Source organism: Desulfosarcina variabilis str. Montpellier (assembly GCF_048565275.1).
In the GTDB taxonomy this organism is placed as follows: Bacteria; Desulfobacterota; Desulfobacteria; order Desulfobacterales; family Desulfosarcinaceae; genus Desulfosarcina; species Desulfosarcina variabilis.
On the sequence record NZ_CP159846.1, the window covers coordinates 1,962,501 to 1,987,604 of the forward strand.

26 protein-coding genes (1 of these 26 cut by a window edge) are annotated in these 25,104 nt (G+C 52.5%); 15 read left to right on the top strand and 11 right to left on the bottom strand.

What is annotated here, in order from left to right:
* Positions 1-1,535, top strand: partial view of a sensor histidine kinase gene (locus Dvar_RS08705; protein WP_419661290.1) — the 3' portion only. The gene continues 19 nt to the left of window position 1, outside the view; 1,535 of the gene's 1,554 nt are visible here — the last part of the coding sequence; its start codon lies beyond the left edge, outside the window; it ends in the stop codon at positions 1,533-1,535.
* Positions 1,536-1,544: 9 nt separating this feature from the next.
* On the top strand, positions 1,545-2,936 hold the full coding sequence (locus Dvar_RS08710) for a sigma-54-dependent transcriptional regulator (RefSeq protein WP_419661291.1): 1,392 nt from the start codon (positions 1,545-1,547) through the stop codon (positions 2,934-2,936).
* On the opposite strand, the gene Dvar_RS08715 is transcribed toward Dvar_RS08710, so the two are convergent.
* Positions 2,937-3,413 (bottom strand): hypothetical protein, encoded by a 477-nt coding sequence (locus tag Dvar_RS08715; RefSeq protein WP_419661292.1) that lies wholly within the window; start codon positions 3,411-3,413, stop codon positions 2,937-2,939.
* A 385-nt stretch (positions 3,414-3,798) separates the two neighbouring features.
* On the opposite strand from Dvar_RS08715, the gene alr reads away from it, so the two are divergent.
* On the top strand, positions 3,799-4,911 hold the full coding sequence (gene alr, locus Dvar_RS08720; protein ID WP_419661293.1) for an alanine racemase: 1,113 nt from the start codon (positions 3,799-3,801) through the stop codon (positions 4,909-4,911).
* 139 nt (positions 4,912-5,050) lie between these two features.
* Here alr and Dvar_RS08725 read toward each other — a convergent pair whose 3' ends face one another.
* Positions 5,051-5,905, bottom strand: a complete 855-nt coding sequence (locus tag Dvar_RS08725; protein WP_419661294.1) for a D-amino acid aminotransferase — start codon at positions 5,903-5,905, stop codon at positions 5,051-5,053.
* A 304-nt stretch (positions 5,906-6,209) separates the two neighbouring features.
* On the opposite strand from Dvar_RS08725, the gene der reads away from it, so the two are divergent.
* Positions 6,210-7,595, top strand: coding sequence for a ribosome biogenesis GTPase Der (der, locus tag Dvar_RS08730; protein ID WP_419661295.1), 1,386 nt, complete (start codon positions 6,210-6,212; stop codon positions 7,593-7,595).
* Positions 7,596-7,733: 138 nt separating this feature from the next.
* On the opposite strand, the gene Dvar_RS08735 is transcribed toward der, so the two are convergent.
* Genes Dvar_RS08735 through Dvar_RS08745 form a run of 3 tightly spaced genes read right to left on the bottom strand, consistent with a single transcriptional unit; the run spans position 7,734 to position 8,939 of the window.
* A complete protein-coding gene (locus tag Dvar_RS08735) occupies positions 7,734-8,273 on the bottom strand; it encodes a hypothetical protein (RefSeq protein ID WP_419661296.1) in 540 nt (179 codons plus the stop codon).
* The gene (locus Dvar_RS08740) at positions 8,270-8,557 is read right to left on the bottom strand and encodes a hypothetical protein (protein WP_419661297.1); all 288 of its coding nucleotides are present in this window, start codon (positions 8,555-8,557) and stop codon (positions 8,270-8,272) included. Before Dvar_RS08740 ends, Dvar_RS08735 begins: the two co-directional genes overlap by 4 nt.
* Positions 8,550-8,939: a GntR family transcriptional regulator gene (locus tag Dvar_RS08745; protein WP_419661298.1), complete on the bottom strand. Its 390-nt coding sequence runs from the start codon at positions 8,937-8,939 to the stop codon at positions 8,550-8,552. Before Dvar_RS08745 ends, Dvar_RS08740 begins: the two co-directional genes overlap by 8 nt.
* Positions 8,940-8,956: 17 nt before the next feature.
* Between Dvar_RS08745 and Dvar_RS08750 the strand changes: the two genes are divergently transcribed.
* From Dvar_RS08750 to Dvar_RS08770, 5 genes are all read left to right on the top strand, one after another.
* Positions 8,957-9,178, top strand: a complete 222-nt coding sequence (locus tag Dvar_RS08750) for a hypothetical protein (protein WP_419661299.1) — start codon at positions 8,957-8,959, stop codon at positions 9,176-9,178.
* Positions 9,179-9,186: 8 nt separating this feature from the next.
* Positions 9,187-10,971, top strand: a complete 1,785-nt coding sequence (locus Dvar_RS08755) for a sigma 54-interacting transcriptional regulator (protein WP_419661300.1) — start codon at positions 9,187-9,189, stop codon at positions 10,969-10,971.
* 409 nt (positions 10,972-11,380) lie between these two features.
* Positions 11,381-11,812, top strand: coding sequence for a hypothetical protein (locus tag Dvar_RS08760; RefSeq protein WP_419661301.1), 432 nt, complete (start codon positions 11,381-11,383; stop codon positions 11,810-11,812).
* A 142-nt stretch (positions 11,813-11,954) separates the two neighbouring features.
* Positions 11,955-13,301, top strand: a complete 1,347-nt coding sequence (locus Dvar_RS08765) for a replication-associated recombination protein A (RefSeq protein ID WP_419661302.1) — start codon at positions 11,955-11,957, stop codon at positions 13,299-13,301.
* A gap of 56 nt (positions 13,302-13,357) precedes the next feature.
* The gene (locus Dvar_RS08770; RefSeq protein ID WP_419661303.1) at positions 13,358-13,651 is read left to right on the top strand and encodes a hypothetical protein; all 294 of its coding nucleotides are present in this window, start codon (positions 13,358-13,360) and stop codon (positions 13,649-13,651) included.
* A gap of 65 nt (positions 13,652-13,716) precedes the next feature.
* On the opposite strand, the gene Dvar_RS08775 is transcribed toward Dvar_RS08770, so the two are convergent.
* The 3 genes from Dvar_RS08775 to modA are packed head-to-tail and all read right to left on the bottom strand — an operon-like array spanning position 13,717 to position 16,324.
* Entirely contained in the window at positions 13,717-14,799 is a 1,083-nt protein-coding gene (locus Dvar_RS08775; protein WP_419661304.1) for an ABC transporter ATP-binding protein, read from the bottom strand.
* Positions 14,796-15,578: an ABC transporter permease gene (locus Dvar_RS08780; protein ID WP_419661305.1), complete on the bottom strand. Its 783-nt coding sequence runs from the start codon at positions 15,576-15,578 to the stop codon at positions 14,796-14,798. The genes Dvar_RS08775 and Dvar_RS08780 overlap by 4 nt, the downstream gene beginning before the upstream one ends.
* Complete coding sequence (gene modA, locus Dvar_RS08785; protein WP_419661306.1) at positions 15,566-16,324, bottom strand: molybdate ABC transporter substrate-binding protein; 759 nt, start codon at positions 16,322-16,324, stop codon at positions 15,566-15,568. Before modA ends, Dvar_RS08780 begins: the two co-directional genes overlap by 13 nt.
* A gap of 210 nt (positions 16,325-16,534) precedes the next feature.
* Between modA and Dvar_RS08790 the strand changes: the two genes are divergently transcribed.
* From Dvar_RS08790 to Dvar_RS08810, 5 genes are all read left to right on the top strand, one after another.
* Positions 16,535-17,986 (top strand): MmgE/PrpD family protein, encoded by a 1,452-nt coding sequence (locus Dvar_RS08790; protein WP_419661307.1) that lies wholly within the window; start codon positions 16,535-16,537, stop codon positions 17,984-17,986.
* A 95-nt stretch (positions 17,987-18,081) separates the two neighbouring features.
* Entirely contained in the window at positions 18,082-19,086 is a 1,005-nt protein-coding gene (locus tag Dvar_RS08795; RefSeq protein ID WP_419661308.1) for a TRAP transporter substrate-binding protein, read from the top strand.
* Between the two features lie 205 nt (positions 19,087-19,291).
* On the top strand, positions 19,292-19,792 hold the full coding sequence (locus Dvar_RS08800) for a TRAP transporter small permease (protein ID WP_419661309.1): 501 nt from the start codon (positions 19,292-19,294) through the stop codon (positions 19,790-19,792).
* A complete protein-coding gene (locus tag Dvar_RS08805; protein ID WP_419661310.1) occupies positions 19,789-21,063 on the top strand; it encodes a TRAP transporter large permease in 1,275 nt (424 codons plus the stop codon). The genes Dvar_RS08800 and Dvar_RS08805 overlap by 4 nt, the downstream gene beginning before the upstream one ends.
* A 33-nt stretch (positions 21,064-21,096) precedes the next feature.
* A complete protein-coding gene (locus Dvar_RS08810; RefSeq protein ID WP_419661311.1) occupies positions 21,097-22,497 on the top strand; it encodes an FAD-binding oxidoreductase in 1,401 nt (466 codons plus the stop codon).
* Between the two features lie 77 nt (positions 22,498-22,574).
* Here Dvar_RS08810 and Dvar_RS08815 read toward each other — a convergent pair whose 3' ends face one another.
* From Dvar_RS08815 to Dvar_RS08825, 3 genes are read right to left on the bottom strand one after another with little or no spacing between them, the layout of a single operon-like run.
* Complete coding sequence (locus tag Dvar_RS08815; RefSeq protein WP_419661312.1) at positions 22,575-23,687, bottom strand: PLP-dependent aminotransferase family protein; 1,113 nt, start codon at positions 23,685-23,687, stop codon at positions 22,575-22,577.
* Positions 23,688-23,696: 9 nt separating this feature from the next.
* Positions 23,697-23,984, bottom strand: coding sequence for a hypothetical protein (locus tag Dvar_RS08820; protein ID WP_419661313.1), 288 nt, complete (start codon positions 23,982-23,984; stop codon positions 23,697-23,699).
* Complete coding sequence (locus Dvar_RS08825) at positions 23,971-24,360, bottom strand: type II toxin-antitoxin system RelE/ParE family toxin (RefSeq protein WP_419661314.1); 390 nt, start codon at positions 24,358-24,360, stop codon at positions 23,971-23,973. The genes Dvar_RS08820 and Dvar_RS08825 overlap by 14 nt, the downstream gene beginning before the upstream one ends.
* Before the next feature lie 376 nt (positions 24,361-24,736).
* Between Dvar_RS08825 and Dvar_RS08830 the strand changes: the two genes are divergently transcribed.
* Positions 24,737-24,931 carry a hypothetical protein gene (locus Dvar_RS08830; RefSeq protein ID WP_419661315.1) on the top strand — a complete coding sequence of 65 codons (195 nt, stop codon included), beginning with the start codon at positions 24,737-24,739 and terminating at the stop codon, positions 24,929-24,931.
* Positions 24,932-25,104 lie beyond the last annotated feature (173 nt).

Here is a 25,104-nt window from a genome sequence, read left to right on the forward strand (position 1 = left end):
AAAAGCGTTTGTTTCTTCAATTCTGGATTCTATTTTTTCTGGCGATGATGCTCATTGATGTTCTGATACTGTTCATCTTTTTAGAGCGCAATATCACGCAAACCATCGACCAAAAAAAGCAAGCGTTGATAGCGGTCTGTGAAAAAAAAGCAAGCCTGCTGACAATGAATCCCGACAAGACGGAAAAATCGTTGATGCCGGTGTTGGTAGACCAAAACGAACGGTTTCTTTTCGTCAAAAGCCCTTTTATAGGCACAGCCTTAAACAGAATCCAGGGACGGCAGGACGAGTTAGATCGTTTGGTCCTTCAAACATTACGATCTGGAAATCAACTGGCAACAAAGCATACGATCCTATTAGGGTGGTTCTTTTTTCAGCATAAGTTTGTTATTCTCACTTATCCTGTAAAATCCAAAGGTCATACAATTGCCGCTGGCGGGGTTGAATTTTCTCTGACTGAACAGTACCGAGACTTCAATCGAATTCAGAAAATCGCCTTGGTTTTTGTCATCGTTGTCAGCTTTTTATTCGCCCTGATTGGTAATCAACAGCTTTTGCGGCTGTATTACCGGCCGTTAAAGCGACTGGCTAACCTGGCTGAAACATTTCGGGATGAGGAAAATCTGTTTTTTTCTGTTCGAAAGGAAGATAATGAATTTTCCGTCCTGTCTTCTTCTTTGAACAAGATGCTGAATCGAATTGCCGAAGATAAAAAAGTTCTTAAAGACACGATCGGATCATTGAGAAACGCCAACAAAGAGCTAAAAAAAGCGCAGAATGATGTGATTCGAGCGGAAAAGATGGCATCCGTCGGACGATTGACCTCGGGCATCGCCCATGAAATCGGCAATCCCATTGGCATCGTACTGGGATATCTGGATCTGTTGAAACAGTCGGACTTGTCTGCCGATGATCGTATCGATTTTATTGATCGTTCTGAAAAGGAAATTACCCGGATCAATAATATCATCCGGCAAATGCTCGATATGTCGCGATCATCGCCAGGGGAGACAAAGCCGGTAAGCATGCATCAGCTGCTCAAGGATCTCGTTTCTGTCTTCAGCTACCAGTCGGCAGCTGCGCACATCAATATTCATCTATCGTTGGGTGCGATGAATGACATCGTGTTTGCCGATCCCGATCAACTTCGGCAGGTTTTTTTAAATATTTTGCTCAATGCCGTGGATGAGGTCAATGCGCATTGTGCCGACGATGCGTGGATTAGAATCATTACCGAACAATCGGGATTAGAAACAAACGAGTCCCATCTTTCCGGGCAGGCGGCGATCACGGTGACGATTGAAGATAGCGGACCCGGCATTGATCCATCCCATTTGCCCCGTATTTTCGACCCTTTTTATACGACCAAGGAACCTGGCAAAGGTACCGGCTTGGGGCTCAGTGTCTCTTTTATGATCATAGAACGGTTAGGCGGGCACATCTCTGTGGATCAACATGCGGCGTCCGGTGCCGCTTTTCATGTGGTCCTGCCCTCATTTACAATGGATAACGATGACCATTGCCCGGAAGATTAGGTTGAGACCATGCAAAAACAAAAAACAACAACCCGCATTTTGATTATCGACGATGAAGAGAATATGCGTCACATGCTGCAAACCATGCTCTCACGCTATGGTTATGCGGTTTCAACCGCCAAAGATGGTGCCGCAGGACTGGCCATGCTCGATAAACAGTCTTTTGACTTTGTCCTGTGTGATGTCAAGATGCCTCAGATGAGCGGAATGGAATTTTTAAAAGCGGGCAGGGAGCGACTGCAAGACACCACGGTGATCATGATGTCTGCTTTTGGCAGTATCGATATGGCCATCGAGGCGATGAAGCTTGGTGCATACGATTTCATTTCCAAGCCCTTTAAAAATGAAGAGATACGTCTGACCATCAAAAAGGCAGAAGAACGGGAGCGGCTTAAAAAGGAAAATATCCAGCTCAAGGATCGCATTCAGCGGATGGGGGGCAATCTGTCTTTTGCAAACATGGTGGGCAGGAGCCCTGCCATCCAGGCCGTTTTTTCTGTTGCGCTTAAAGTTGCCCGGTTTGACAGCACCGTGCTGATAACAGGGGAAAGTGGTACGGGGAAAGAACTGGTTGCCCAGGGGATCCACCAGGAGAGCGAGAGACGCTCCGGCCCCATGGTCGCTGTCAATTGTGCCTCGATTCCTGAAAACCTCATGGAAAGCGAATTGTTTGGCCATGTTAAAGGCGCCTTTACCGGTGCGGATAAAGATAAAAAAGGCCTTTTTGAAGTTGCCCAGGGGGGGACCCTTTTTCTGGATGAAATTGGCGATGTGCCCACTTCCTTGCAGCCCACGCTTCTACGGGTGCTTCAGGAAAATGAAATACGCCCCATTGGTGGGGCCAAGGCCAAAACGATCGATGTCAGGGTGATTGCGGCCACGGCCAAAGATCTTGAATCGGAAATGAGTTCCGGAAAATTCAGGGAGGACCTTTTTTATCGTCTTAATGTTGTACCGATCAAACTCCCGCCGCTTCGCGAGCGATCCGAGGATATCCCATTATTATGTCAATTCTTTATAAACCGTTTCAATGATAGTCTGGGCAGCCACATCAAAAACATCTCTTCAGCGGCTATGACCAAGCTGATGCAATACAATTGGCCCGGCAACATCAGGCAGCTCGAAAATACCATCGAACGCGCCATTGTGCTTGCAGACGGGACCACCCTGGAATTGACCAATTTTGATTTTGGGACGGCCAGGCCGGCAAATGATTCGGAAACCGTTGCCAACAGTGGGTATGATGGCTTCTCATTAAAAGTCGCCAGGGCTGAACTGGAAGCGCGGATGATTCGAAAGGCATTGGCGGCAACAGATGGCAACCGCACGCATACGGCAAGTCTGCTTGAAATCAGTCACCCCTCGTTGTTAAGTAAGATGAAACTGTACGGTATCGAATAATTACAAATTCGCCTGTTGAAACAGCCGGTTGATATCCAATCGGTTGATCATTTCCGTAAAAATTTCACCCATAATCTTCTCAGCACCACCCCCACCCATAATTTTCAGTCGTTCGGCGCTACCGGTTACTGTCTCTCGGGAAGTGGTCTTTTGGTCTTGGGTCAAGTGAACTTCGTAACTGATATCCGCTATCCATTTTTGACCGACTAAATTAACACGGAACTGATTGATTTCAATTTTAAAAATGGGAGTGTTGGGGGATTGCTCTTTTTCAATGGTAATGCCCATATTCTGCAGGCGTTCTTTTAATGCCGTTTCAAAAAGCCTTGGCAGGGTGTAAGCCCCTTTTAGCGTTTGTTCGTCGTCAGATTTGACCAGCGATAGAGAAAACAGCCCGGTAAAGTTTTTGAAAACTTTTTTGGCTCGGGGATTGAACACCTCCTTATTGACTCTAAGATCGTTGGTCTCAACAAACACAGTGCGTCCTTCAAGGCTATCCATTCCCGGGGGCAAGCGATAATCAACGTAAATGAAAGGTTTTTTGGCACAGGCTATTCCGACAGCCAAAAACAATCCGACCAAAACAATCTTCAACCAAGAACGAGTGATAAGTCGAACCATATTGCCTCCGATTATTTTTCACCAATGATAGAATGTAGAATTATTTTAATGCCTACATGAGGGCAAGATCTTTGTCAATGCAGGCGTTGAATGGAAACGGCCGTAAACAAAAAGTACAACGATGGTTGTTGCCGGTCTGGTAAATAGGCTTGCCAGAGAAAAAGTTTCCATGCTATTTCAAAAATACATCTGCATTGATTGACGGCAGTTCGCCAAGCAAGCTACCCTTGGGAAAATTAACATGCGTCTTCAAACCAGTGCCCGAATCCATCTTGATCATCTGCGATTCAATTTCCACCAAATCCAGCGCGCCATCGCCCCGGCCCGGTTGATCCCCGTAGTAAAAGCGGACGCCTACGGTCATGGCGCGGTCCGCGTTTCCAAATGCTTGGTCGATGAAGGTGCCCAATTGTTGGCGGTTGCCCAATTTCAAGAGGCCATGGCGTTGCGGGACAGCGGCATTCACGTGCCCATTCTCATCTTTGGCCGTTTGTTTCCCGAAGAACTGCCCGATGCGATTCGGGCTGGATTCAGGCTCACTGTGTTTGGTGAGGAAGATATCCGCTGGATCGAAAAGGCTGCCGGAAACCGTCCGGCCCATGTCCATGTGAACATGGAAACCGGCATGGGGCGGGTCGGCGTGCTGCCCGCGCAGGAACAGACAGTTGTTGATATGTTGACCCGATCATCACACTGCGTTTGGGAGGGCGTATACAGCCATTTTGCCACGTCAGACGAAACCGACAAGACCTACGCCCATCTTCAGTTAAACTGCTTCCAGGCGATTCTACGGCGCTTGAAGGCGAATAGCCAAATTCCCCCCATGGTCCATATGGCCAATAGTGGTGCGATTCTCGACATGCCCGAAACTCGCTTTGATACCTGTCGCTGCGGTATCATGCTTTACGGGCATTATCCGTCAAAAGATACCGGCAGATCCATCCCGCTTAAGCAGGTGATGCGCCTGACCACCCGGATTGCTCACCTGCGGCGGCTGCCTGCCGGCCACAACGTGAGCTATGGCAGACGATGGCAGACTGACCGGGAAACCACCATCGCTGTTTTGCCCATCGGCTATGCGGACGGATTGCGGCGACACTTGACAGGGCAACTCCAGGTAATGATTGGCACGCGATACTATCCGGTGGTGGGGACGATCACCATGGACCAGATAATGGTCGATGTCGGGGATGACCCTGTGAACGTGGGCGATGAGGTTTTGATTTGGGGTGATACCGAAAACGGGTCCATTCAGGTAATAGATGTCGCTGAAGCCATGGGCTCGATTCCCTATGAACTGACCTGTGGTATTTCTCGCCGAGTTCCGCGGGTGGTCGTGGATGAGGAAAAATAAGGGGGTCGAGGATTCGAGGACTCAAGGGTTCAAGTGAATCAAAGTTTGCACGACCCCGGTTGCTTATTTGGGTAAACTACTACAGGCACGCGGCCCCTTGGTCCCTCGAATCCTCGACCCCTTGAACCCTTTGTCGGTATCAATCCGGCTCGCCTGCCAGTGCACGCTCCCGTAGGCGTTTGAATAACTTACGGCTAATCGATCCCGGCTTGCCCTTTCCAATCCCATTCCCATCAATGCGCACTACCGGAAGTATTTCAGTAACCGTTCCGGTGAGAAATACTTCGTCAGCGTTGTATAGTGCTTCCGTGTTGAACAAGGTGATATTCACATCCAGGCCTATCTTTTTACAGATTTGAATAATGACCATACGCGTGATTCCCGCAAGGATGTTTTCTGTGAGGGGGTGCGTCATCAACTGTTTGCCGGAAACGATAAAAACATTCGAACTGGTTCCTTCGCGGACGATGCCGTGTTGGGACACAAAGATGGCATCGTCACAACCTGCATCAAGGGCTTTTTGTTTGGCCAGGCTGTTGGCCAGTAACTGAACGGTTTTGATATCACACCGGCCCCAACGCATATCCGGGATGGTGATGGCGTTTATTCCCTTGGATCGGGCTTCTTTGGGTAACTCATGCACAGCACGGACGGTCATTACAAACTGGTGGGCAAGCTTTGCATCAAAGGCATGGTTGCGCGGTGCCACGCCCCGGGATATCTGGATGTAGATGCCGGCCCGTGGGTAACCGGCCTGGTGATTTAATTCCTCAATGGCGGTCTTGAGCTCATCCCTGGCGATGGGGGCATAATTCAATTCGCTCATGGAGCGTTCCAGGCGATCCAGATGCGCTTCCAGCATAAAAAAACGCCCATCATAGGTGGCGATATACTCGTAGACGCTGTCACCGAACTGATAACCACGGTCTTCAATGGGCACCATAGCTTTTTCAATGGGCATTATTTCCCCATTCAGATAGGCCAGATCCGGCATTGAACCCCCTTTTGTTGAAAAAAAAGGCTGATTGAAGGCAGTGCGAATTGTTTTCACAAACAAAAGGAGCATACACCATATCGCCACCCCGTAAAACCTATTTCATTGACAATTTAGGTACTTTGTTCGCTGCTTGGCTTCTTCTGGGTTTGACATGCCAATCTTACCTGGGATATAGCTTTGAAGGTTGAAGGTTGAAGGTTGAAGGTTGAAGGTTGAAGGTTGAAGGTTGAAGGTTGAAGGTTGAAGGTTGAAGGACCGCCGGTTACCGAATCGAAAGTATACCCATTTGGATAGATAGACCATGAAACCCATTGTTGCCATTGTCGGCAGACCCAATGTTGGCAAGTCGACTTTATTTAACCGGATTACGAAGTCCCGAGATGCCATCGTTGACGACCTGCCTGGTGTGACCCGGGACAGAAACTTTGGGGATGCTCGCTGGAACGACAAGCTGTTTACCCTGGTGGATACCGGCGGTTTTGCGGAAGGGGACGATGACGCCTTTGCTCCGCACATCCGGCAGCAGGTCTTCCAGGCCATTGAAGAGGCCGACGCGGTGGTCCTGGTGTTAGATGGAAAATGCGGCAGTTCGCCTTTTGATACGGACCTGATCCATAACCTGCGGGCCATGGACAAACCGGTGTTTTACGTGGTCAACAAGATTGATGGCGAACAGCAGGAAGATGCCCTGTTTGATTTTTATGGCCTGGGGATCGAGCGGTTGTTTCCCGTCTCGGCAGAGCATGGATACGGGGTCGCCGACTTTCTAGACGAACTGACCGACGTGTTTCCCCAGGATGCCGATCAGGACGAGCACCCCGATGCTGTTCGAATTGCCGTGATCGGCAAGCCCAACGCCGGAAAATCATCACTGATCAATGCAATTTTGGGGGAGGAGCGCCTGGTGGTCAGCGATGTTGCCGGCACCACTCGGGATTCCATTGATTCGGTTTTTTCCAGAGGCGGGCGCAATTATGTGCTCATCGATACGGCGGGCATCCGGCGCAAGGGCAAGGTCTCCCTGCGGCTGGAAAAGTTTTCGATCATCAAGGCGCTACGCAGCCTGGAGCGCTGTCATGTGGCACTGATCATCATCGACGCTGAAGAGGGAATATCCGACCAGGATGTTCGGATTGCCGGATACGCCCATGACCGCGGCTGCGGGGCGATTTTTCTGTTCAACAAATGGGATCTGGTGGACAACCGGGACGGTAAGGCCCTCAAGCGCATGACTGAAAACCTGCGCATGGCCTCTAAATTTTTAAGTTTTGCGCCGGTCCTGACGGTGTCGGCCAAGACCGGACAGCGCATCCCCAAAATATTTCCCGTGGTGGATCAGGTCTTTGACCAGTATGCGATCCGCATTACCACCGGCCAGTTGAACAAGGTCATGGAGCAGGCCCTGGAACGGACACCGCCGTCGCTGCACAAGGGCAAGCGGCTTAAATTCTACTATGCCACCCAGGTGTCCACCCGGCCGCCTAGCTTTGTCAGTTTTGTCAATTTTCCTGATGCCGTGCACTTTTCCTACCAACGCTATTTGGTGAACCAGATCCGCGAGGCCTTTAAATTGGACAAAACCCCCTTGCGTCTGATGCTACGGCAGCGCACCGGAAAAAATCCCGATTTCTTGAACAAAAAGCGTACGCCGCTTAAGAGAAAAAGAAAACGGCGGGATAGAAGATAGCCATCGGGGGGCAGGCTCAACGCTTTCTTACATGATATTGATCATCGTTTGGTTTTGTCACTCAACCCAAATGGTATCGAGGGCCATCCAATTTTCCCATACCGGATCCAGCTCCCATTGCTGGTTTCCGTTTTCTGCTCAGGCTCCCGACTTCTTAGAGCCGGATTCGGCTATGGATGCCAACACCTCATCTGCGGACAGGGTGCTTGATACGTTCAGGCTCCTGGGTCGCAACCCAACGGATACCAGCTTCGACAGATCCTTGGAAAACCGAAGATTTTTGATTTCTTTTCCGATTTGTTCCCGGAGGGTTTCGGCACAATTGGTCTGTTGAATGATATCCCTTGCCCAATAATTTTTAAACCGCTCTTCTTTTAGCACCCATTTGCTATCATTGTGGAACAGGTCGTCAAGTTGCTTTGCCTGCAAGTCTCCCAAGGCTTTCAACTGGTCCAGGTTGACCTCCATACGCACGACACCCCAAAGATGCACATAGATCATCCCTTTTGTATACGGCAGCATAAATACTCTGGGCTCGTGGGGCAGGACCACCATCAAATACACCACTTCGCCGGTTTCGCGGAAAAAGGGATACACCGAGCTCCCCTCCACAACGGTGTGCCCCAGCCGAATCGTTTTCTCATGCAGCAGCTTGTCCATTACCCGTATGGCAATCATGGTTTAGGCTCCCGCCCGCTGCTGCCTGCCGGTGTGCCGGAACCCTGGGCGGCCATGCCCAAGACCTGACCGCCCAGGGAATCCTGCATGCTAGAGGGCACCACCACGAGGGCGCCTTTTTCCCATTCCAGCACCATGCGCGGCGACAATGTCAGTATGGCTCCGACAAGCAAAATCCCGAAAATTGCCGGCTGGGACAGGCCCATCAGCCCGCCCAGCCCGGCGATTCCCAAAAAAAGCACTGCCACGATACCGGAGATAATATTCAGACTGCCTTTAAACATGGTCGTCCTCCTTCCACTTGGTGGTGATGAATTGAGTCAGCTCTGCACAGGTGATGCCCGCATCTCTGCTGATTTGAATGATCTGCGCCACTTTTTGCGCCAGGGCGGCAAACTCCTGCTTTGCCAAGGGCCGATCCACCCCGTCGGCCACAAAGGTGCCCACCCCTCGCTGTAAGCTTAGATGGCCTGTCGTTTGCAGATCCCGGTACACCCGGGCCACGGTGTTGACGTTGATACCCAATTGGACTGCGAGACCCCGGGTGGTGGGCATGAGATCTCCGGCCTTGAGGGAGCCGTTGCGGATCATGATACGGATCTGTTCCCATAGCTGGATGTAAACCGGTATGCCGCTGTTTTTATCGATATTGATCTGAATCTGCATGCCATAAAGATATCCGGATGATCGGTAATCAGACCGAAAAAGACCTTGGAGTCGATCAAATGGCGCAGATTGCGCCAGTTCTCGTGGCGAAGTTCCACCTTGTATGCGAAAGAGTCCAGCGGACCATAGGCAACCGGTATTTTTCGTCGCTTCAGTTCGATGAAGATATCCGGCTGATGGACATCTGCCGGGGCATCCACCTGAATGATTGCAAATCCAGAATTAATCCTTTACCCTGAAAATGATTATGGAACGGAAACAACAACAAATAATTGCCATGCAAAACGGAACAGACGATTGGTATCGGACCTTGTTTGAGCATACCGGTACCGCCATTGTCGTGCTCAACGCCGATATGTCTGTTTTTTCCTTCAACAGTGAGTTCGGGCGGCTGTCCGGTATCGGCAAGATGCGCACCGACAAGCCAATCCTTTTCCTTGATCTAGTGGCGCCGGAGGATCGTGAACGATTACAGTACTATCACGATCAAAGACGCCTGGACGGGGGGCAGGCACCGGCTGAATACAACTTTCAATTGCTATGTGGTAAGGAAAACCAGCGTCTGATCAATGTGAGCGTGGATATGGTTCCCGGTACCGATAAGAGTATCCTGTCCCTCATTGATATCACCGACCAGAAAAAGGCGGAGCGGGCCTTGCGGGAAAGCGAGCGCCTGATGGCGACCCTGCTGGACAATTTTCCGGGTATCGTTTACCAGTGTAAGTACGTCGATGGATGGCAGGTTCGGTTTATCAGTCCGGGATGCAAGGAACTGACCGGTTACGAGACACAAGCATTCACTGGGCCGCTCGATCAAGCCTTTACCCGGTTGATTCACCCCGATGATCAGCAGGTGGTCAGGCAAAAGGTTAAACAGGCCCTGCGGGAGAAAAAGAAATTCGGCGTGACCTACAGAATCCGCGCCCGTTCCGGCGAAGAAAAATGGGTCTGGGAACAGGGCCTCGGGCATTATTCGGCGCAAGGCAAAGTGATTTCCATCGAGGGCTTTATTACCGACGTCACCGAGCGCAAGCACGCAGAAATGGAACTGGCTCGCGAAAACAAGAACCTTAAAACCTCCTTCAAGGATCGCTATCGACTGGGCGTCATCATTGGCCGCAGTCCTGCCATGCAGGTCGTTTACGAACAGATCGTACGTGCTGCCGGAACCAATGCCAGTGTAGTCATCATGGGAAAATCAGGCACCGGAAAGGAACTGGTTGCCCGGGCGATTCACGATTTGAGTGATCGTAAAAAAAAGGCGTTCGTTCCGGTGAATTGTGGTGCGATACCTGACAACCTGTTGGAAAGTGAATTTTTTGGCTACCAGAAAGGCGCGTTTACCGGCGCTAGCAGTGATACACGGGGGTATTTGGATGCAGCTGATGGCGGCAGCCTGTTTCTTGATGAACTGGAAGCCTTGAGTCCCATCATGCAGGTCAAACTTCTTCGCGTGATTGATGGGTACGGCTACACGCCGGTTGGCGGCAGTGAAACCAGGAAGCCGGATCTGCGTATCATTGCCGCCACCAATGTGGATCTTCAGGAACATCTCAATCAGGGGCTGATGCGGGAGGATTTTTATTTCCGGATCAATGTATTTCCGATAGAGATGCCCACATTGCGTGAGCGGCCACAGGATATTTCTCTGCTGATCGATCATTTTCTCGAGAAATTTGGCTCGGCAGACAAGCCGCTATCCATCCCCCCGGCTGTTCGGGAGGCGCTCAAGAATTATGCCTGGCCTGGCAATGTCCGCGAACTTCAAAATACGATCCAGCGGTTTGCGGCAACCGGAAACTTCAGCTTTTTCACCCCCACCGCTGCGCTTGGCGGCAACCTGTTGGAACTTAATGAATTGTCCTCCCACCCACCTTCCTCTGGCCTTCATGCGGAAATGGAGGCCTTTGAAAGGCAGGTCATTTTAAAGGTGCTGGAACATAATCGCTGGCGTCGTGGACAGTCGGCGGCCATGTTAAAAATCGACCGCAAAACCCTGCTGAGAAAGATGAAGCGCTACGGAATCGAATAGGCCTGTTTTGTACCATTCATGCCCCATCAATTATCCCGTTGAAATATCAATTAAAATATAGTCTTTCACCGGAGAAGGGGCAGGATTGCCCCATTTTTTTGATCTACGGTGACCCTTAATTAGTTGCTTTTTCCAGTAATATCTAATTTTTACCTTCTGTCTTATCTTCAATTCGAGTCCGGCATTACTTCTGTCGTTAAAAAACTATCTGAAAAAATTATAAATACGTATTTTTTAAAGCCATGGCATGGCCATTGCTCAAGTACCCAGACACAGGCGTTCAAAAAGGCGTGTTTGCCGACCATTTTGATCCTGGCAACGATGATGATGAAATCGCCCGCGCGATAAACCGTCTTGAAGAAAAATAAAGGCCACTGTCAGGCTTTTGATAAATAAGGAGATTAAACCATTGAATCAGATCATCGAGATTACTCAGCTGACCATGCGACGACTGCTCAATTATCAGCGCGTTACAGAAAACAATGCCAGTACGGCCAATCGGCGCCAGTGGGTGGACATGACATTGGAAACCATGCGACATGCCCAAAAAAGCGGACAGACGGCCTCGCACATCAGGGCGACGGTCGACTATGCCGGTTATCTGTTCCGGGTTCAGAACAATCTGACGGCCTACCGTCCGTTTTACGCTGACGGTCATTTGCACAATGCACTGGTGAACTTAATGAACACACTGTCCATCCCCGTTGACATGGTGGATCTTGAGGATTGTTTTCAGGACAACACCGAAGGCAACAATCCGGTTGAACCGGTGACCACGCCACGAACACCGTTGGTTTTGGTCGCATCCAACGACAATGGCAATTTTCGGTGCTACAGGTAATGGATTCCGCTACCTGGCCGCTTGCATATGGAAACGTAAAAATTGCGTTTTTTACCTGCGCCCTAAGAATGAAGGGAAAAGGCCCCTCATTTTATAGGTCGTCGACTTTTTTTTAGCCGGCCGCTGGTATATATAAGCGGGTATGGACCTTTTCGATCAACAGGCAAAAGCCAGCACCGACCATCAACGGCCCCTGGCCGAGCGCATGCGCCCCCTTCGGCTTTCCGATGTTTTCGGGCAGGATGATGTCACCGGCCCGGGCAGCCTGGTGCGCCATGCCGTCGAGAACGACCGCATTTTTTCCATGATTCTATGGGGGCCACCAGGATGCGGCAAAACCACCCTGGCGCGGATTATTGCCCGTGAGACCGAGTCGCATTTCATCCATTTTTCAGCGGTCCTTTCAGGGGTCAAGCAGATCCGGGAGACCATCGAGGACGCCAAAAAACAGCGCCAGTTTCAGCGCCGACGCACGGTTTTGTTTGTGGACGAGATCCACCGTTTCAACAAGGCCCAGCAGGATGCCTTCCTCCATCATGTGGAATCCGGATTGATCACCCTGATTGGTGCTACCACCGAGAACCCATCGTTTGAAGTGATTTCAGCGCTACTTTCCCGCTGCCGGGTGATCATCCTCAATCTGTTGGACGAGGCGGCACTGGGCCAGGTGATCGATCGGGCCCTGGCAGACGAACAGGCCGGTCTAGGCGGGCTCGGACTGCATCTTGCCGGAGAAGCAAGGGCGTATTTGGTCAATATTTCCTCCGGTGATGCACGCAGCGCCCTAAACAACCTGGAGGTGGCCGCGACCCTGGCATTGGCCGATCCCAGGGAACAAGCCCAGGAAGAACGGACCATTACCCTGGCCCATGTGGAAAAGGCCCTGCAGAAAAAGGCGCTGCTTTACGACAAGCATGGCGATGAGCATTTCAACCTGATTTCCGCCTTTCACAAAAGCCTGCGGGGCAGTGATCCCGACGCGGCATTGTACTGGCTGGCGCGCATGCTCGAGGCCGGTGAAGATGCCCTTTATGTGGCCCGCCGCATGGTGCGCTTTGCCTCCGAGGACGTGGGCAACGCCGATCCCTTTGCCCTGCGCGTCGCCCTGGGGGCCGTGGAATCCTTTCGTTTTCTGGGACACCCGGAAGGGGCTCTGGCTCTGGCCCAGGCCGCGGTCTATCTGGCCACGGCGCCCAAGAGCAACAGTGTCTACAAGGCCTGGAATGCGGCCCGTAAAGTGGCCCGGGAAAAAGGCGCTCTGCCTGTGCCGCTGCATATCCGCAACGCACCCACCCGTCTGATGAAGGATCTAGGGTACGGCAAGGACTATCGTTATGCTCACGATTCCAAGGACGGTTATGCGGTTCAGGAATATCTTCCCGATGCGATTGCCGGGCGTCTGTTTTATTCACCCACGGACAGGGGATATGAAAAGATGATTGCCGGGCGGCTGAAGCAGTGGCGGGCGATCAAGGAGAAAAAAAAGTGAGTCGATAGATTCTGTTTTCCCTTCCCCCCTTAAATCAGAGCCTTGGAGGCAACTGTATGAATACTACCGATATCATCGTTCTGGCACTGATGGCTGTTGCAGCCATTATCGCTGCCGGCGCCTTTGCGGCCATTGCCAAATACCTGTTCGACCGCGGCCTGGCTGATCAGAAAAATCCTGCGCCGAATATTATTGAATTTTACAAGACATATATCGCTTCCACCCGGAAGGAGGCTGGCCGCATCGGGGGTGTATTCTGGGTTCATAGTGTCTTTACCGGCCTTTTCATTGCCATCGGGGTGATTTATTCGGTTGTGCGGTTTATTTTGCCGTTTCTGATGGGAACGTAGGTTACTTATCGATGCGAACGATTCCAATGAGTGGCTTCAATTTCAATAAGGGATGAACGGCTGCCCTATATGCCGTTCGATTGAGATTCGAAATGGACGATTTTGACGTGCTCTTTTCTGATCAGGGCGTACAGGTGGTCCCCCCGGTGAAGATCCAGACGGCGCATGGCGTGATGGGGGAGCAGCGCCTGTATGGCGATGTTGTCCACCTGCAAATCGAGCAGTGAGGACGATCCTTCGGGAACGATGTCCTGTATGGCGGCGTTTACGACATTGTCCCCATTGGCATGCGCGGGTTTGTTGCGGGTGACGCGGATGTCTTCATGGCGGATGGCAACATTGACCGCATCACCGTTGTGGGCCTGATCGAGACTCTCTAGTACAATGCCCCCCAAATCGATATTGGCGTTGCCGTTTTTACCGGTGACAACCGTGCCGCGATAAAATCCAGTGCCCACAAATTCGGCGACAAAACGATTTTTTGGCCGGTTGAACACCTCTTGTAGGGCGCCCATTTGTAGCTGACGACCGTCCTTGAATACGGCCAATTTGTTCGCCAGGGCCCATGCATCGTCGAGATCATGGGTAATGTGAATCACGGTTGTGGCGTGATCCCGAATCGCCGCTTTCAGCAGCAGACGCGCACGACGGCGTGTTTGTTGATCAAGGGCGGAGAAGGGCTCGTCCATCAAGAGCAGAGCCGGTTCAACGATGAGCACCCGGGCCAGGGCGACCCGCTGCTGTTCTCCACCGGACAGCGTGGTGGGTTTGCGGTGCAGCAAGTGGTCGATGTGCAGGGACCCAGCCATGCGGCGAATCGCTTCGTCCATATTCTCCGGCTTGTGCTTCTTCAGCCCGTAGGCGATATTTTGATAGACCGTCATATGCGGAAGCAGCGCATAATCCTGATAAACAATGCCGATATGCCGCTTTTCAGGCAGCGCGGTGGTAATTTCTTTTCCGTCCAGAATGATCCGCCCCTGGTCGGGACGCCAGAATCCGACAATACTCTCGAGAAAAATGGTTTTGCCGGCTCCGGTCGGTCCGATGATGGACAGATAGTCTCCCCGGTCCAACGACAATGAGACGCCGTTGAGGCGGAATTCTCCCAAATTGATATGCAGATTGTCGATGTCGACGAAGCTCATATCCCGACCTCTGCTTTTTCAAAGATAAAGATGGCGATGAAAGAAACGGTTGTCAGCACAATACCACTGGTCAGTGCCATGCCCATATTGCCGTAGGAGATGTTCAGGTAAAGGGTCATGGGCAGCACTTCGGTTTTCATATAGGTCCCGCCGGCAAGGATCAGTACCGTACCGAAGGTGCCGATGCACCGGGCAAAGGAAATGACCGTGGCGGCCAGAATCCCGTTTTTGGCCAGCGGCAGGGACACATTGAAAAAGGTTTCCCGCTGGGTATAGCCCAGAGACCGGGATACGAACTCCAGCCGTGGATTGATGTAATCGAACGTCGATTTCAGGATTCGGCTGGCATAGGGCAGGGCAGTGAAAAACTGGGCCGCCACAATGCCCTGTTTGGTAAAGACCAGGTCGACCGACAGGCGCCTGAACACCTCTCCCACCAGGGTGTTGCCGAAAAGCAGCAACAGGCAAAGCCCCAGGACAAGTTCCGGGAAGGCCACCGGCAGATCCAGAATGGTTTTAACAAACCCTTTGAAGGGAAAATCAAATCGCGAAAGCGCATAACCAATGGGCAGGGCAAAAACCATGACCATCAGCGTGGAGACGATGCCCGTCAGCATGGAGAGCTTGAGCGAAAAGCGCATCTCATCGCTCCACAGATTCTTCCATACGTCTTCAAGATCCGGAACCAGAAACAACGATGCGATGGCAAACACCAGCAGGAAGGTGATAAAAAGGGAGATGCCGATACAGCTGAGTTGGAAAACCGTTATTTGGCGCAAGGTTCAAACCCCCATTCTTTCCAGATGGAAAGTCCCTCGGCGGAGGCGACGTAATCATTGAATTGAAGCGCCAAGGCCCTGTTTTGCGTCCGGGTGCAAACCGCTGTGGGAATGGTTTTGATGATGTTTCGCCCTGGGTCGATGTTGATTACATCAATTTTTCCCTTGGCTTCGGCCCAGCTGGTCAGGTCTTTCCAGATGATGGTGGCATCCACCTGATTGAGCGCGACATAAATGAGCAGCTGGTTGACCGTCGGCGCATAGACCCTGATATTAGGCTGTACACGCTCCCACAACTGGGCCTTGGTCAGCAGCTTTTTGGAAACGCGACCAATGGCCGGTGCCTTGGGATCACCGATCGATACCCGAACTCCTTCACGGGCCAGATCGTCAAGTCCTTTGATCTTGGCGGGATTGCCCTTGGGAACCGCAATGGCAGGCAGGTGCAGCACCAATTTTCGGATGGTCTCTTTTTCCACCCATCCGTTTTTAAGCGCATCCTGGGTATATTTTTCAGCCCCTGGAATCAGTACGTCACAGGGTTGACCGGCGGCCACCATACCGAAGATTTCACCTGAGCTGCCGTAATGCACATCAATGGTCGCGCCATGTTGCTGCTCGAAATTTTTTCGCATGGCTTCCATCGGCTTCATCAGCCCTGCACCGCTAAATACCATGAGATCGGCGCCCCAAACCGGAGCGGTCCATATCACAGCAACCATCATCATTATCCAGACCCGTTTCATTGTTTTCTCCTCTGTTTTCTTTTGAGATGGTGGAGCATCCGCTTATGTACCATTTTGTTAGGCTATCGGATTGCAGCCTGCCGACGGACACATGGTAACCAATATCCAATGCTTTTAGGCATATGCTCATCATGTGTCAAACGAATCTTTTTTTGATTTACTATTTTTTCCATTACCAACCCAAAATAACCAAAAATGACGATATTCCGATTGATCCTACTTGATTTGAATCGTCAAGGGGGTGGGATCATCCGGGTTGCCGGCACTTGTCTTTATCTTCCGGTTTTGTCGTTAAGCGCTCTGTATCCAATTATAAAAACTGATCCACTGTTCAATCTTTGCCAATTTGTATCCCGCCAGACCATTGCCGACATTCCCGATGCGGTTGTTCATCAGGCCAAACGCGTGCTGCGCGACACCCTGGGGGTAATGGTTGCCGGGGCCGCTTCAATGGCGGTGGGACAGGTGGCCCGACAAATGCCGCTGGGTGTTTCGAGCAGGCCATCCACCTGGCCGGGACAACATGGGGAATATCATCCGATCACGGCGGCCCTGCTGGGCGGGATGGCCGGTTCCACGCTGGAGTTCGAGGAAGGTCATGCGCGGGCCATGGGGCATCCGGCCATTCAGATCGTACCGGCGGTTGTTGCCGCGGCCGAAGCCGCCGGCCTTTCCGGCACGCACCTGATCGAAGGCCTGATCAGCGGCTACGAGGTCGCCTGCCGCATCAGTCAGGCCTGCCACTTGCGCGAGGGCCTGCATCCCAACGGTCATTGGGGGATAATCGGCGCGGCCCTTGGGGTGGCCACCCTTTCCCGGCGATTGCCTGAAGCGCTCGTTCAGGTGGCCAATATTGCCGCCGGCCTGACCATGAATCCGTTGGTAAACAATTCCTTTGCCGGTTGCAGTATTGCCTGCACCTTTGCCGGCATGGCGGGCCAGGCCGGTCTGATGGCCAATCTTTTTTTCGATAGCGGCATGCGGGCCGAGCCCCACAGCCTGGCCATGACGTTTTCCCGCTTTGTATCCACGGATTTTGATCCGGTCGTGCTGGCAACCGATCTGGGCGCGCAATATGCCATTGGCGACAACTACTTCAAGCCCTATCCGACCTGCCGGTTCACCCACGCGGCCCTGGATGCGCTGCAACAGATTTTGGATGCACAGGTGATTGATCCTGAAACGATCGATGCCATTGATGTGTATAGTTTCAAGGCCGCTGTGCACCCACTCACCCCGCCGACCAACCTGGAGGCCCTGCGTTTTTCCATCCCCTATCTGATGGGGATGATGCTTGCCGGCCACGGTATCGGGTTGAGTGCTTTCACGGATCAGGTGCTGGATGATCCAATGGTCGCTCGGCTGGCCGGCAAGGTTCGTCTGATACTCGATCCGGCCTATGACGCCATGCGGCCCGGTCATAGCCCGGCACGGGTCATCATTCGGCTGAACACTGGCCGTGAGCTTGCCGCCGAGGTCCTGAGTGGCTGCGGTGATCAATCGAATCCATTACCCGAGCAGGCGCTGGTGGACAAATTTCTTTCGCTGACCACGCCGGTGCTGGGCGAAGCGCGTGCCCGGCAGGTATTGGCAAAGATCGATGGTTTGGAAAACGAAGCCGATGTCCGGGGTGTCATGCGGCTGCTACGACCGGGGGATTAGCCGCCCTGGTAATGAAAATACAGATTTTTTTAAATAATTTAAGTTAAATAACGTTGAATTGGACCTCGACGGATAGTGAAAAGGAGAACGGGTAGATGAAAAAATGGTGGGTTAGTTTGCTGACGGTGGTGGTTTTGGGTTTTATTTGCTTCCCGGCATGGGCCGCGGATGTGGTCCGCATGCGTTTCGGGCATGTGGCGCCGCCCATGCACGCCCAGGCCAAGGCGGCTGAGTATTTTGCCCAGTATGTGGAAAAAGAATCCGGAGGCCGGATCAAATGCTCCACCCATCCCCAGGGGCAATTGGGCAGCCATATCCAGATGCTCGAATCGCTTCAGGTGGGAACGCTGGAAATGGTGTCGGTGGCCGGCTCGGCCCTGACCGAATTTGTTCCGGAAATCGCCCTGACGTCCATGGCCTTTCTGTTCGACACCGAAGATGAGATGTATGCCTTGATGGCCGGTCCGGTGGGTAAAAAAATCGAGGCGGCGTTTGAGCCCAAGGGGCTCGTTTATGGCGGGATTGCCGACCACGGATTCAAGGCTTTTCTCAATCGCAAGGGCCCGGTGACCCGCATCGAGGATATGGGCCCATTCAAGTGGCGGGTGATCCCCAACGAACTGTTTCTGGATAACTACGAGGCCATGGGCGCGAGCCCGATCACACTGCCCTGGCCCGAGGTGTTCAGCGCCCTGCAGCGCGGGGTGATCGACGGCATCGATCTTACCCCCAATGAATGCTGGGGGGCCAAGACCTATGAGGCCCTTAAATACATGTCCCTGTGCAAGCTGGGCCTCAATCCCCAGGTTTATGTAGCCAGCCAGGTGTTTCTGGAGAATTTACCCGAGGACCTGCGCCAGATCATGGTCAAGGGCATGGCCGATGCAGCCCAGTGGCATACGGCCAAGATCCGCCAGGAAGATGCCACCGTCGTCCTGCCTGACCTGAAAGACAAGGGCTTTGTGATCAATCAGGTGGCCGATGCCGAACTGGCGCGCTTCAGAAAGGCAGTGGCACCGGTTCACCAGAAATGGCGTGAGAAGATCGGCCCGGCGCTGTTTGATGAGGCGCTGGCCTTTCTCAAGGCCAATCGCAAATAGTGCCATCCAGAAATGGCCAATTTGCCCGATATCGGCGTTACGCGAAAAATTTAATCCTCGGAATATCAACTATATGCACCCCAAGGGCACTTCCTTCGGGGCGCCTGTGGTTAAATTTTTTGGGCGCCTTGATCTCGACCAAATTTGCCTATTTCTGGGCAGACAATAAGAAATCCATGTCGTTATTTGAAAGAGGGGAATCGGCGTGCAGCGTTTTTTTGCTTTTATGAACCGCGTGGAAGAGGCAGTCCTGTGCTTCATGGTGCTGCAGATGGGCCTTTCCACCTTCCTTCAGGTGATTATGCGCTACACCTTTCACTCGGCCATTACCTGGCTGGATGAACTGGTACATGTGGAAGTGGTTCTGTTGACCTTTTTCGGCGCGGCGTTGGGCATCAAATACGGCTCCCACATCTATGTGGATGTGATCAAAACCAGGTTGCAGGGACGCTGGCAGACGGCTGTGGAGTTGCTCAATCACCTGTTGATTGCCGCTTACGTGCTGATGGTCGTTCGGTATGGTGCCGGCCTGATTCAGCGCATGACCGCCCATCCGCACTTTACGCCCACCTTGCGTATTCCCAAACACTACCTTTATGCGCTGGTGTGCGTTGGACTGGGGCTGATTTTCCTGCGCTGTCTGATCAAAAGCGGCCAGTTGATTGCCGGCCTGAAGCGCGGCGATATCCCGGAGGGACCATCATGACGGGGTTGCTCATCGCCGTACTGGTGCTCCTGATGGTTTTTGGGGTGCCGCTTTCCGTGGTCTGCGGTGTGGCGGCCATGGTCTGCCTGGCCCTGTTTACCCACATTCCGCCCCAGGCCGTGTTCCAGCAGCTATACCAGGGGGCGGAATACGATCTCTTACAAGCGGTGATTTTTTTCATTGCCGCCGGTTCCATCATGACCCATGGAAGCCTGGCCACACGGCTGGTCAACATCGGCCGCGCCATTGTGGGCGGGATTACCGGGGGACTGGCCATTACGTCGGTGCTGATCTGTATGTTTTTCGCAGCGGTTTCCGGGTCATCGCCGGCCACGGTGGTGGCCATCGGCACGATCATGATTCCGGCACTGACCAAGAGCGGCTATGATTCGCGTTTTGCCGTCGGCTTGCTGACTAGTGCCGGATCCATGGGCATCCTGATTCCGCCAAGCATTCCAATGATCATCTGGGCCGTGATCATGGGCGTGTCGGTCACCAAACAATTTGTGGCCGGAATTCTGCCCGGCTTGATCTTAGGCGGGGCCCTGATGGCCTATTCCTATTGCATGGCGCGCAAGCACAACTGGCGCACCCGGCGAAAGGCCTCTCTGGCTGAAATCAAGACCGCCGTAAAGGACGGCATCTTCAGTTTGTTAATGCCGGTACTGGTCCTGGGCGGTATTTACTCCGGCATGTTCACCGCCACCGAGGCAGCGTCCGTGGCCTTTGCCTACGCCCTGTTCGTGGAGCTTGTTATTCACCGCAGCCTCAAACCGAGCGATCTATTGCCCGTACTGAAAGTATCGGTGCTCACCTCCACCATGCTGCTGTTCATTATCGCCAATGCATCGGTGCTCTCCTACTATTTCAGCGCCGACCAGATTCCTCAGCGGGTGGCTGAATTTCTGATCCAGTATATCGACAACAAATACCTGTTTCTGCTGCTGGTCAATGCCGGGCTTTTAATCATGGGCTGCTTCATGGATATTGTCTCGGCCCTTCTGGTGCTGGGGCCGGTTTTCATGCCGCTTTTGCAGCAGTTCGATATCGACCCGGTACATTTTGGCATTATCATGGTGCTCAACATCGAGGTGGCTTTTCTCACGCCGCCGTTTGGTGTCAATCTGTTTGTATCGTCGGGGATCACCGGAAAAGGCATTGTCGAGGTGACCCGTGCCACGCCGCCCTATCTTTTGCTCATGTGGGGGGTGCTGTTGCTGATTACCTATGTGCCGTGGTTGTCGTTGGTGCTCACGCAATGGATTCAATGAGCGCTTGTTTGTGTTTTTTGGGGAGAAAGATAAATGGTGTTCAAGCGCTTTTCGGAAGAAGACCTCACTTTTCTCAAGACAATTCTGGATGCGGATCAGATATCCACCGGTGAGTCGAATCTGAATCTGCATTCCGCGGACCAGGCCTACCACAAGGGCTATCTTCCGGATGTGATTGTCTGGCCCCGGTCCACGGACGATGTGGCTGCGGTGATGAAAATGGCCTATGATCGCATGATTCCGGTCACCCCCTGGGGGGCGGGAACCAGTCTGGAAGGCAACTGCGTGGCCGTGCACGGGGGCATCGTCATGGATTTTCAGCAGATGGACCGCATCCTTAAAATTCGCGAGAAGGATTTTCAGGTGGATGTCCAGCCCGGTGTGACCCACAACCGGCTCAATAAGGAGATCGGGCGCTGCGGCCTGTTTTTCCCGCCTGATCCCGGCGCCGATGCCACCATCGGCGGGATGGTGGCCAACAACGCTTCCGGTATTCGCACCATCAAATACGGCGCTACCCGTGACAATGTGCTGCGACTGTCGGCCGTGCTGCCCAATGGGGAAATCATCCAGGCCGGTTCCTGCGCCACCAAAAGTTCGTCCGGTTATGACCTGGTACGCCTGTTTACCGGGTCCGAGGGGACCCTGGCCGTGATCACCCGGATCACCCTCAAGCTGGCCGGCATTCCCGAGCATTTCAGCGCCGGTGTCGCTCCCTTTGACTCGGTCGAGGCTGCCGCCGAGGCGGTGTACGATATCATGAGTTATGGCCTAACGCCGACGGCGTTAGAACTTCTCGATGCCAAGGCGATCGGCTACATCAACCGCGACGGCAGGATCCATCTGGACGAAAAGACAACCCTGTTTATCGAGTTTACCGGTTCCAATGCGGACAGCCTGGCCGAGGACATTGCCGTGGCCGAGGAACTCTGCACATCCCACGGCTGCGAGGCGTTTCGCAGCGGTGTGGGCATCAAGGAACGCAACGGACTATGGCAGGCCCGGCATCATTTCGGGGAATCTTTGATACGCTGCAATCCCGGCAAGGACGTGCTGCTGATGGATACAGCCGTGCCTCTGTCCCAGTTCCCCGCCATGGTTGCCTTTGCTACGTGCACGGCCTATGAGGCCGGGCTTGAAAATTGTGTGTCTGCCCATGCCGGAGACGGTAATCTGCATCTGAACATTATCGGTGACATGCAAGATGGGGATTTTGTCGACCGCCTGAATCAGGCCTATGAAAAAATTGTCTCGTTTGCGATTTCGGTTGGCGGAACTGCCACGGGTGAACACGGTGTCGGTATTGGCAAACGTAAATTCATGGCCCAGGAACACGGCCGGGGGCTGGATGTGATGCAACGGATCAAACAACTGCTGGATCCCAAGGGCATTCTGAATCCCGGCAAGATATTTCCGGATTCCGGTTTCCTATGAAGCCAGATTCGCATTGATGACGGCGGCCAACCGCTGAATGCCCTCTTCGATCACTGCTTCACTGCAGGCCGTGAAATTCAGCCGCAGGCTGCGCTCGCCGCCGCCTTTGGCGTGGTAGCAGGCGCCCGGCACATAAGCGACCTTGGCTTCCACCGCTTTTTCGAAAAGGACGCCGGAATCGATGCCTGGGGGCAGCGTGGGCCACAAAAAAAGCCCGCCTTGGGGGTGGTCCAGGTAACTTTAGCGGGTAGGTAGGTGGTCATGGCCTGGATCATAGCATCGCGCCGTTTTCGATAAAAATCGATCAGCCGGGCAATGTGTCCGTCAAGCCAATCCCGGCGCATGAATTCATAAATGATGTGCTGGGCCAGGTTGTCGGTATGCAGGTCAGCGGCCTGTTTGGCAAAGACGAGTTTTTCCATGAGATTTTTTTCTGCGATCAATGCGCTGACCCGGATGCCGGGGCTCAGCACCTTGGAAAAACTGCCCAGGTAAATGACCTGCCCGTCGGGATCCATGGATTTGAGCGCCGGCAGATGCTCGCCGTCATAGCGCAGCTCTCCGTAGGCGTCGTCTTCAACGACAGGCACCTGATAATACCGGACAATCTCCATCACCTGCCGGCGTCGTTCGAGGGACAGGGTCGCGCCACTGGGATTCTGGAAATTGGGCATGATGTAGATGAATTTGACGTTGCGCGCTTCCAGAATACCCGGCAGACGCTCCACCTGCATGCCTTCAGCATCCACCGGAACCGTCAGATAATCGGCCTGAAATAGATTAAACGTCTGCAGAGCGGTTAGAAACGTGGGATCGCCCACCACAATCAGATCGCCTTTGCCCACAAAGAGCTTGCTGACCAGGTCGATCCCCTGCTGTGCGCCGGAGGTAATCAAAACGTTTTCCAGGCCGATGCCAAAGCCCCGCTGATTGTAGCGCTCCACTACCGCCTGCCTGAGCGGTTCATAGCCTTCGGACGTGCCGTACTGCAATACAGCCATGCCTTTTTGATCCAGCACATCATGGGTGATCGCCTTGACCTGATCAACGGGAAACAGCTCCGAGGCCGGCAAGCCGCCACCAAAAGAAATCACCTCGGGGTTGGCGATCAGATGCATCAACTGACGCGTCATGGACCCGTAAATGCCGTTTGCCCGCTCACAATATTTCGATTCCCAATTGATTGCCATGTTTGTTCCTTAATAATGTTTGCCAAGTCGCGGACAGTCCGCCGGTGACGACAGCGCCAGATGCCGGCAGAGGCGAATCACCAATTCAGGATCGCAGTAATCGGCATCCTTTAGTGCTTTGAGTGCATCTACGGCGGCACCCGTCGCCTCGGCCAGGTCCGCAAGCGGGATGCTGTCCTGTTCCACTTTTGCGAAAATCTGCACTGTTTTGGCGCACACATGGCATTCCTTTTCATACAATGCCTTGAACGCCGGATCTTTCATCTTGCTTTGAAAATAGCGGTCAAAGCGTTGCATGGGCTATATCCTCCAGTACTTCGGGCGTCATTCGATGCATGAACGTGTCGCGATACCGTTTCACCCGCTCAATCAGTGTTTCAGGAACCTGGCGGCGGTTTTTGACAAAGGCAATATAAAAAACGATGAATTTGCGAAAACAGAAAAAATAGAGCATGCGAATCTGGTCGCCTGAAAGCTTAATACGCAGTTCGTGGATGCCGTCTCTTAAAAAGTCCGCATACGGGCGGGGCAGCGTCGGCCCCATCTCCTCTAAAAGAGATAGAAAGCGAATGATTTTGATCTGATGCTTGGGTGCCAGACGATCGATAAATTCGGTTACCGGACAGGGGTCTGTCTGCTCGTCACAATAGATGATGTGCCACTGGTTCTTCAAACCAATTTCCTCCAGATGCAGGCGGTTTCTATTTTATCAGCGCTTCATAGCAGAACCGCGGCACGGCTGTCCAGGGCCGTACATGCCTATCCGCATGCAGCCGGCCAAAAAGAAACGATGAATAGGATAGGAAAAAAAATTCATAACTATCCATTGATTAGGAAGCAAGCGTGTCATGTAGAAAAAATATCCCCTCCTATAACTCTTTTTTCCCTGTTAAAAATTTATAACTATCCGAAAAAAAATGTAAAAAAAAGAATTCAGAAATGATGTTACCTTTTTTTCTGTTGGCACTGCATTTGCTCTTCTCAAGGGGCGTGAATGAATGATGGGCTTATTTTGCTAAGTTAAAAACGCTTAATAGATGAGATAAAGGATGGGAAAAATGTTCAAACAGTCAATTCTGATGATTTTGATTATAGCGATTGCACTTACCGCGACCACTGCTTCTGCCGGTTTTGTAGAGCTTAGGATTGTTGACTCACAATCCATTGCTGAAGCGATTCAGATGCTTCTCCTGGGATCGAGCCTTTTTATCTTTGCTTCACTGGTGCGAAAGCACAAGAAGTAAGGTGATATAATCTTAATCTTGCATGAAAATCATACTGATACTGAAGCTGAAGCTGAAGCTGTGGCGCTGACTGAAGCGTGGATGGACGTTGTAAATGTTGAGCTATGTGACCTGACAGATAATACCCGTGGAAGCTGTTTTTGTGATCGATTTTCACCCTTCGGGCGAGTCGG

Excerpts from the sequence above, each read along its gene's own strand:
- Dvar_RS08725 (WP_419661294.1), bottom strand. The coding sequence starts at position 5,905 with ATGCCGGATCTGGCCTATCTGAATGGGGAAATAATGCCCATTGAAAAA.
- Dvar_RS08740 (WP_419661297.1), bottom strand. The coding sequence starts at position 8,557 with ATGTTTAAAGGCAGTCTGAATATTATCTCCGGTATCGTGGCAGTGCTT.
- Dvar_RS08830 (WP_419661315.1), top strand. The coding sequence starts at position 24,737 with ATGGGAAAAATGTTCAAACAGTCAATTCTGATGATTTTGATTATAGCG.
- Dvar_RS08795 (WP_419661308.1), top strand. The coding sequence starts at position 18,082 with ATGAAAAAATGGTGGGTTAGTTTGCTGACGGTGGTGGTTTTGGGTTTT.
- Dvar_RS08765 (WP_419661302.1), top strand. The coding sequence starts at position 11,955 with ATGGACCTTTTCGATCAACAGGCAAAAGCCAGCACCGACCATCAACGG.
- Dvar_RS08820 (WP_419661313.1), bottom strand. The coding sequence starts at position 23,984 with ATGCAACGCTTTGACCGCTATTTTCAAAGCAAGATGAAAGATCCGGCG.
- Dvar_RS08775 (WP_419661304.1), bottom strand. The coding sequence starts at position 14,799 with ATGAGCTTCGTCGACATCGACAATCTGCATATCAATTTGGGAGAATTC.
- Dvar_RS08735 (WP_419661296.1), bottom strand. The coding sequence starts at position 8,273 with ATGATTGCCATACGGGTAATGGACAAGCTGCTGCATGAGAAAACGATT.
- alr (WP_419661293.1), top strand. The coding sequence starts at position 3,799 with ATGCGTCTTCAAACCAGTGCCCGAATCCATCTTGATCATCTGCGATTC.
- Dvar_RS08710 (WP_419661291.1), top strand. The coding sequence starts at position 1,545 with ATGCAAAAACAAAAAACAACAACCCGCATTTTGATTATCGACGATGAA.
- modA (WP_419661306.1), bottom strand. The coding sequence starts at position 16,324 with ATGAAACGGGTCTGGATAATGATGATGGTTGCTGTGATATGGACCGCT.
- Dvar_RS08755 (WP_419661300.1), top strand. The coding sequence starts at position 9,187 with ATGGAACGGAAACAACAACAAATAATTGCCATGCAAAACGGAACAGAC.
- Dvar_RS08750 (WP_419661299.1), top strand. The coding sequence starts at position 8,957 with ATGATCGGTAATCAGACCGAAAAAGACCTTGGAGTCGATCAAATGGCG.
- Dvar_RS08770 (WP_419661303.1), top strand. The coding sequence starts at position 13,358 with ATGAATACTACCGATATCATCGTTCTGGCACTGATGGCTGTTGCAGCC.
- der (WP_419661295.1), top strand. The coding sequence starts at position 6,210 with ATGAAACCCATTGTTGCCATTGTCGGCAGACCCAATGTTGGCAAGTCG.
- Dvar_RS08805 (WP_419661310.1), top strand. The coding sequence starts at position 19,789 with ATGACGGGGTTGCTCATCGCCGTACTGGTGCTCCTGATGGTTTTTGGG.
- Dvar_RS08810 (WP_419661311.1), top strand. The coding sequence starts at position 21,097 with ATGGTGTTCAAGCGCTTTTCGGAAGAAGACCTCACTTTTCTCAAGACA.
- Dvar_RS08815 (WP_419661312.1), bottom strand. The coding sequence starts at position 23,687 with ATGGCAATCAATTGGGAATCGAAATATTGTGAGCGGGCAAACGGCATT.
- Dvar_RS08745 (WP_419661298.1), bottom strand. The coding sequence starts at position 8,939 with ATGCAGATTCAGATCAATATCGATAAAAACAGCGGCATACCGGTTTAC.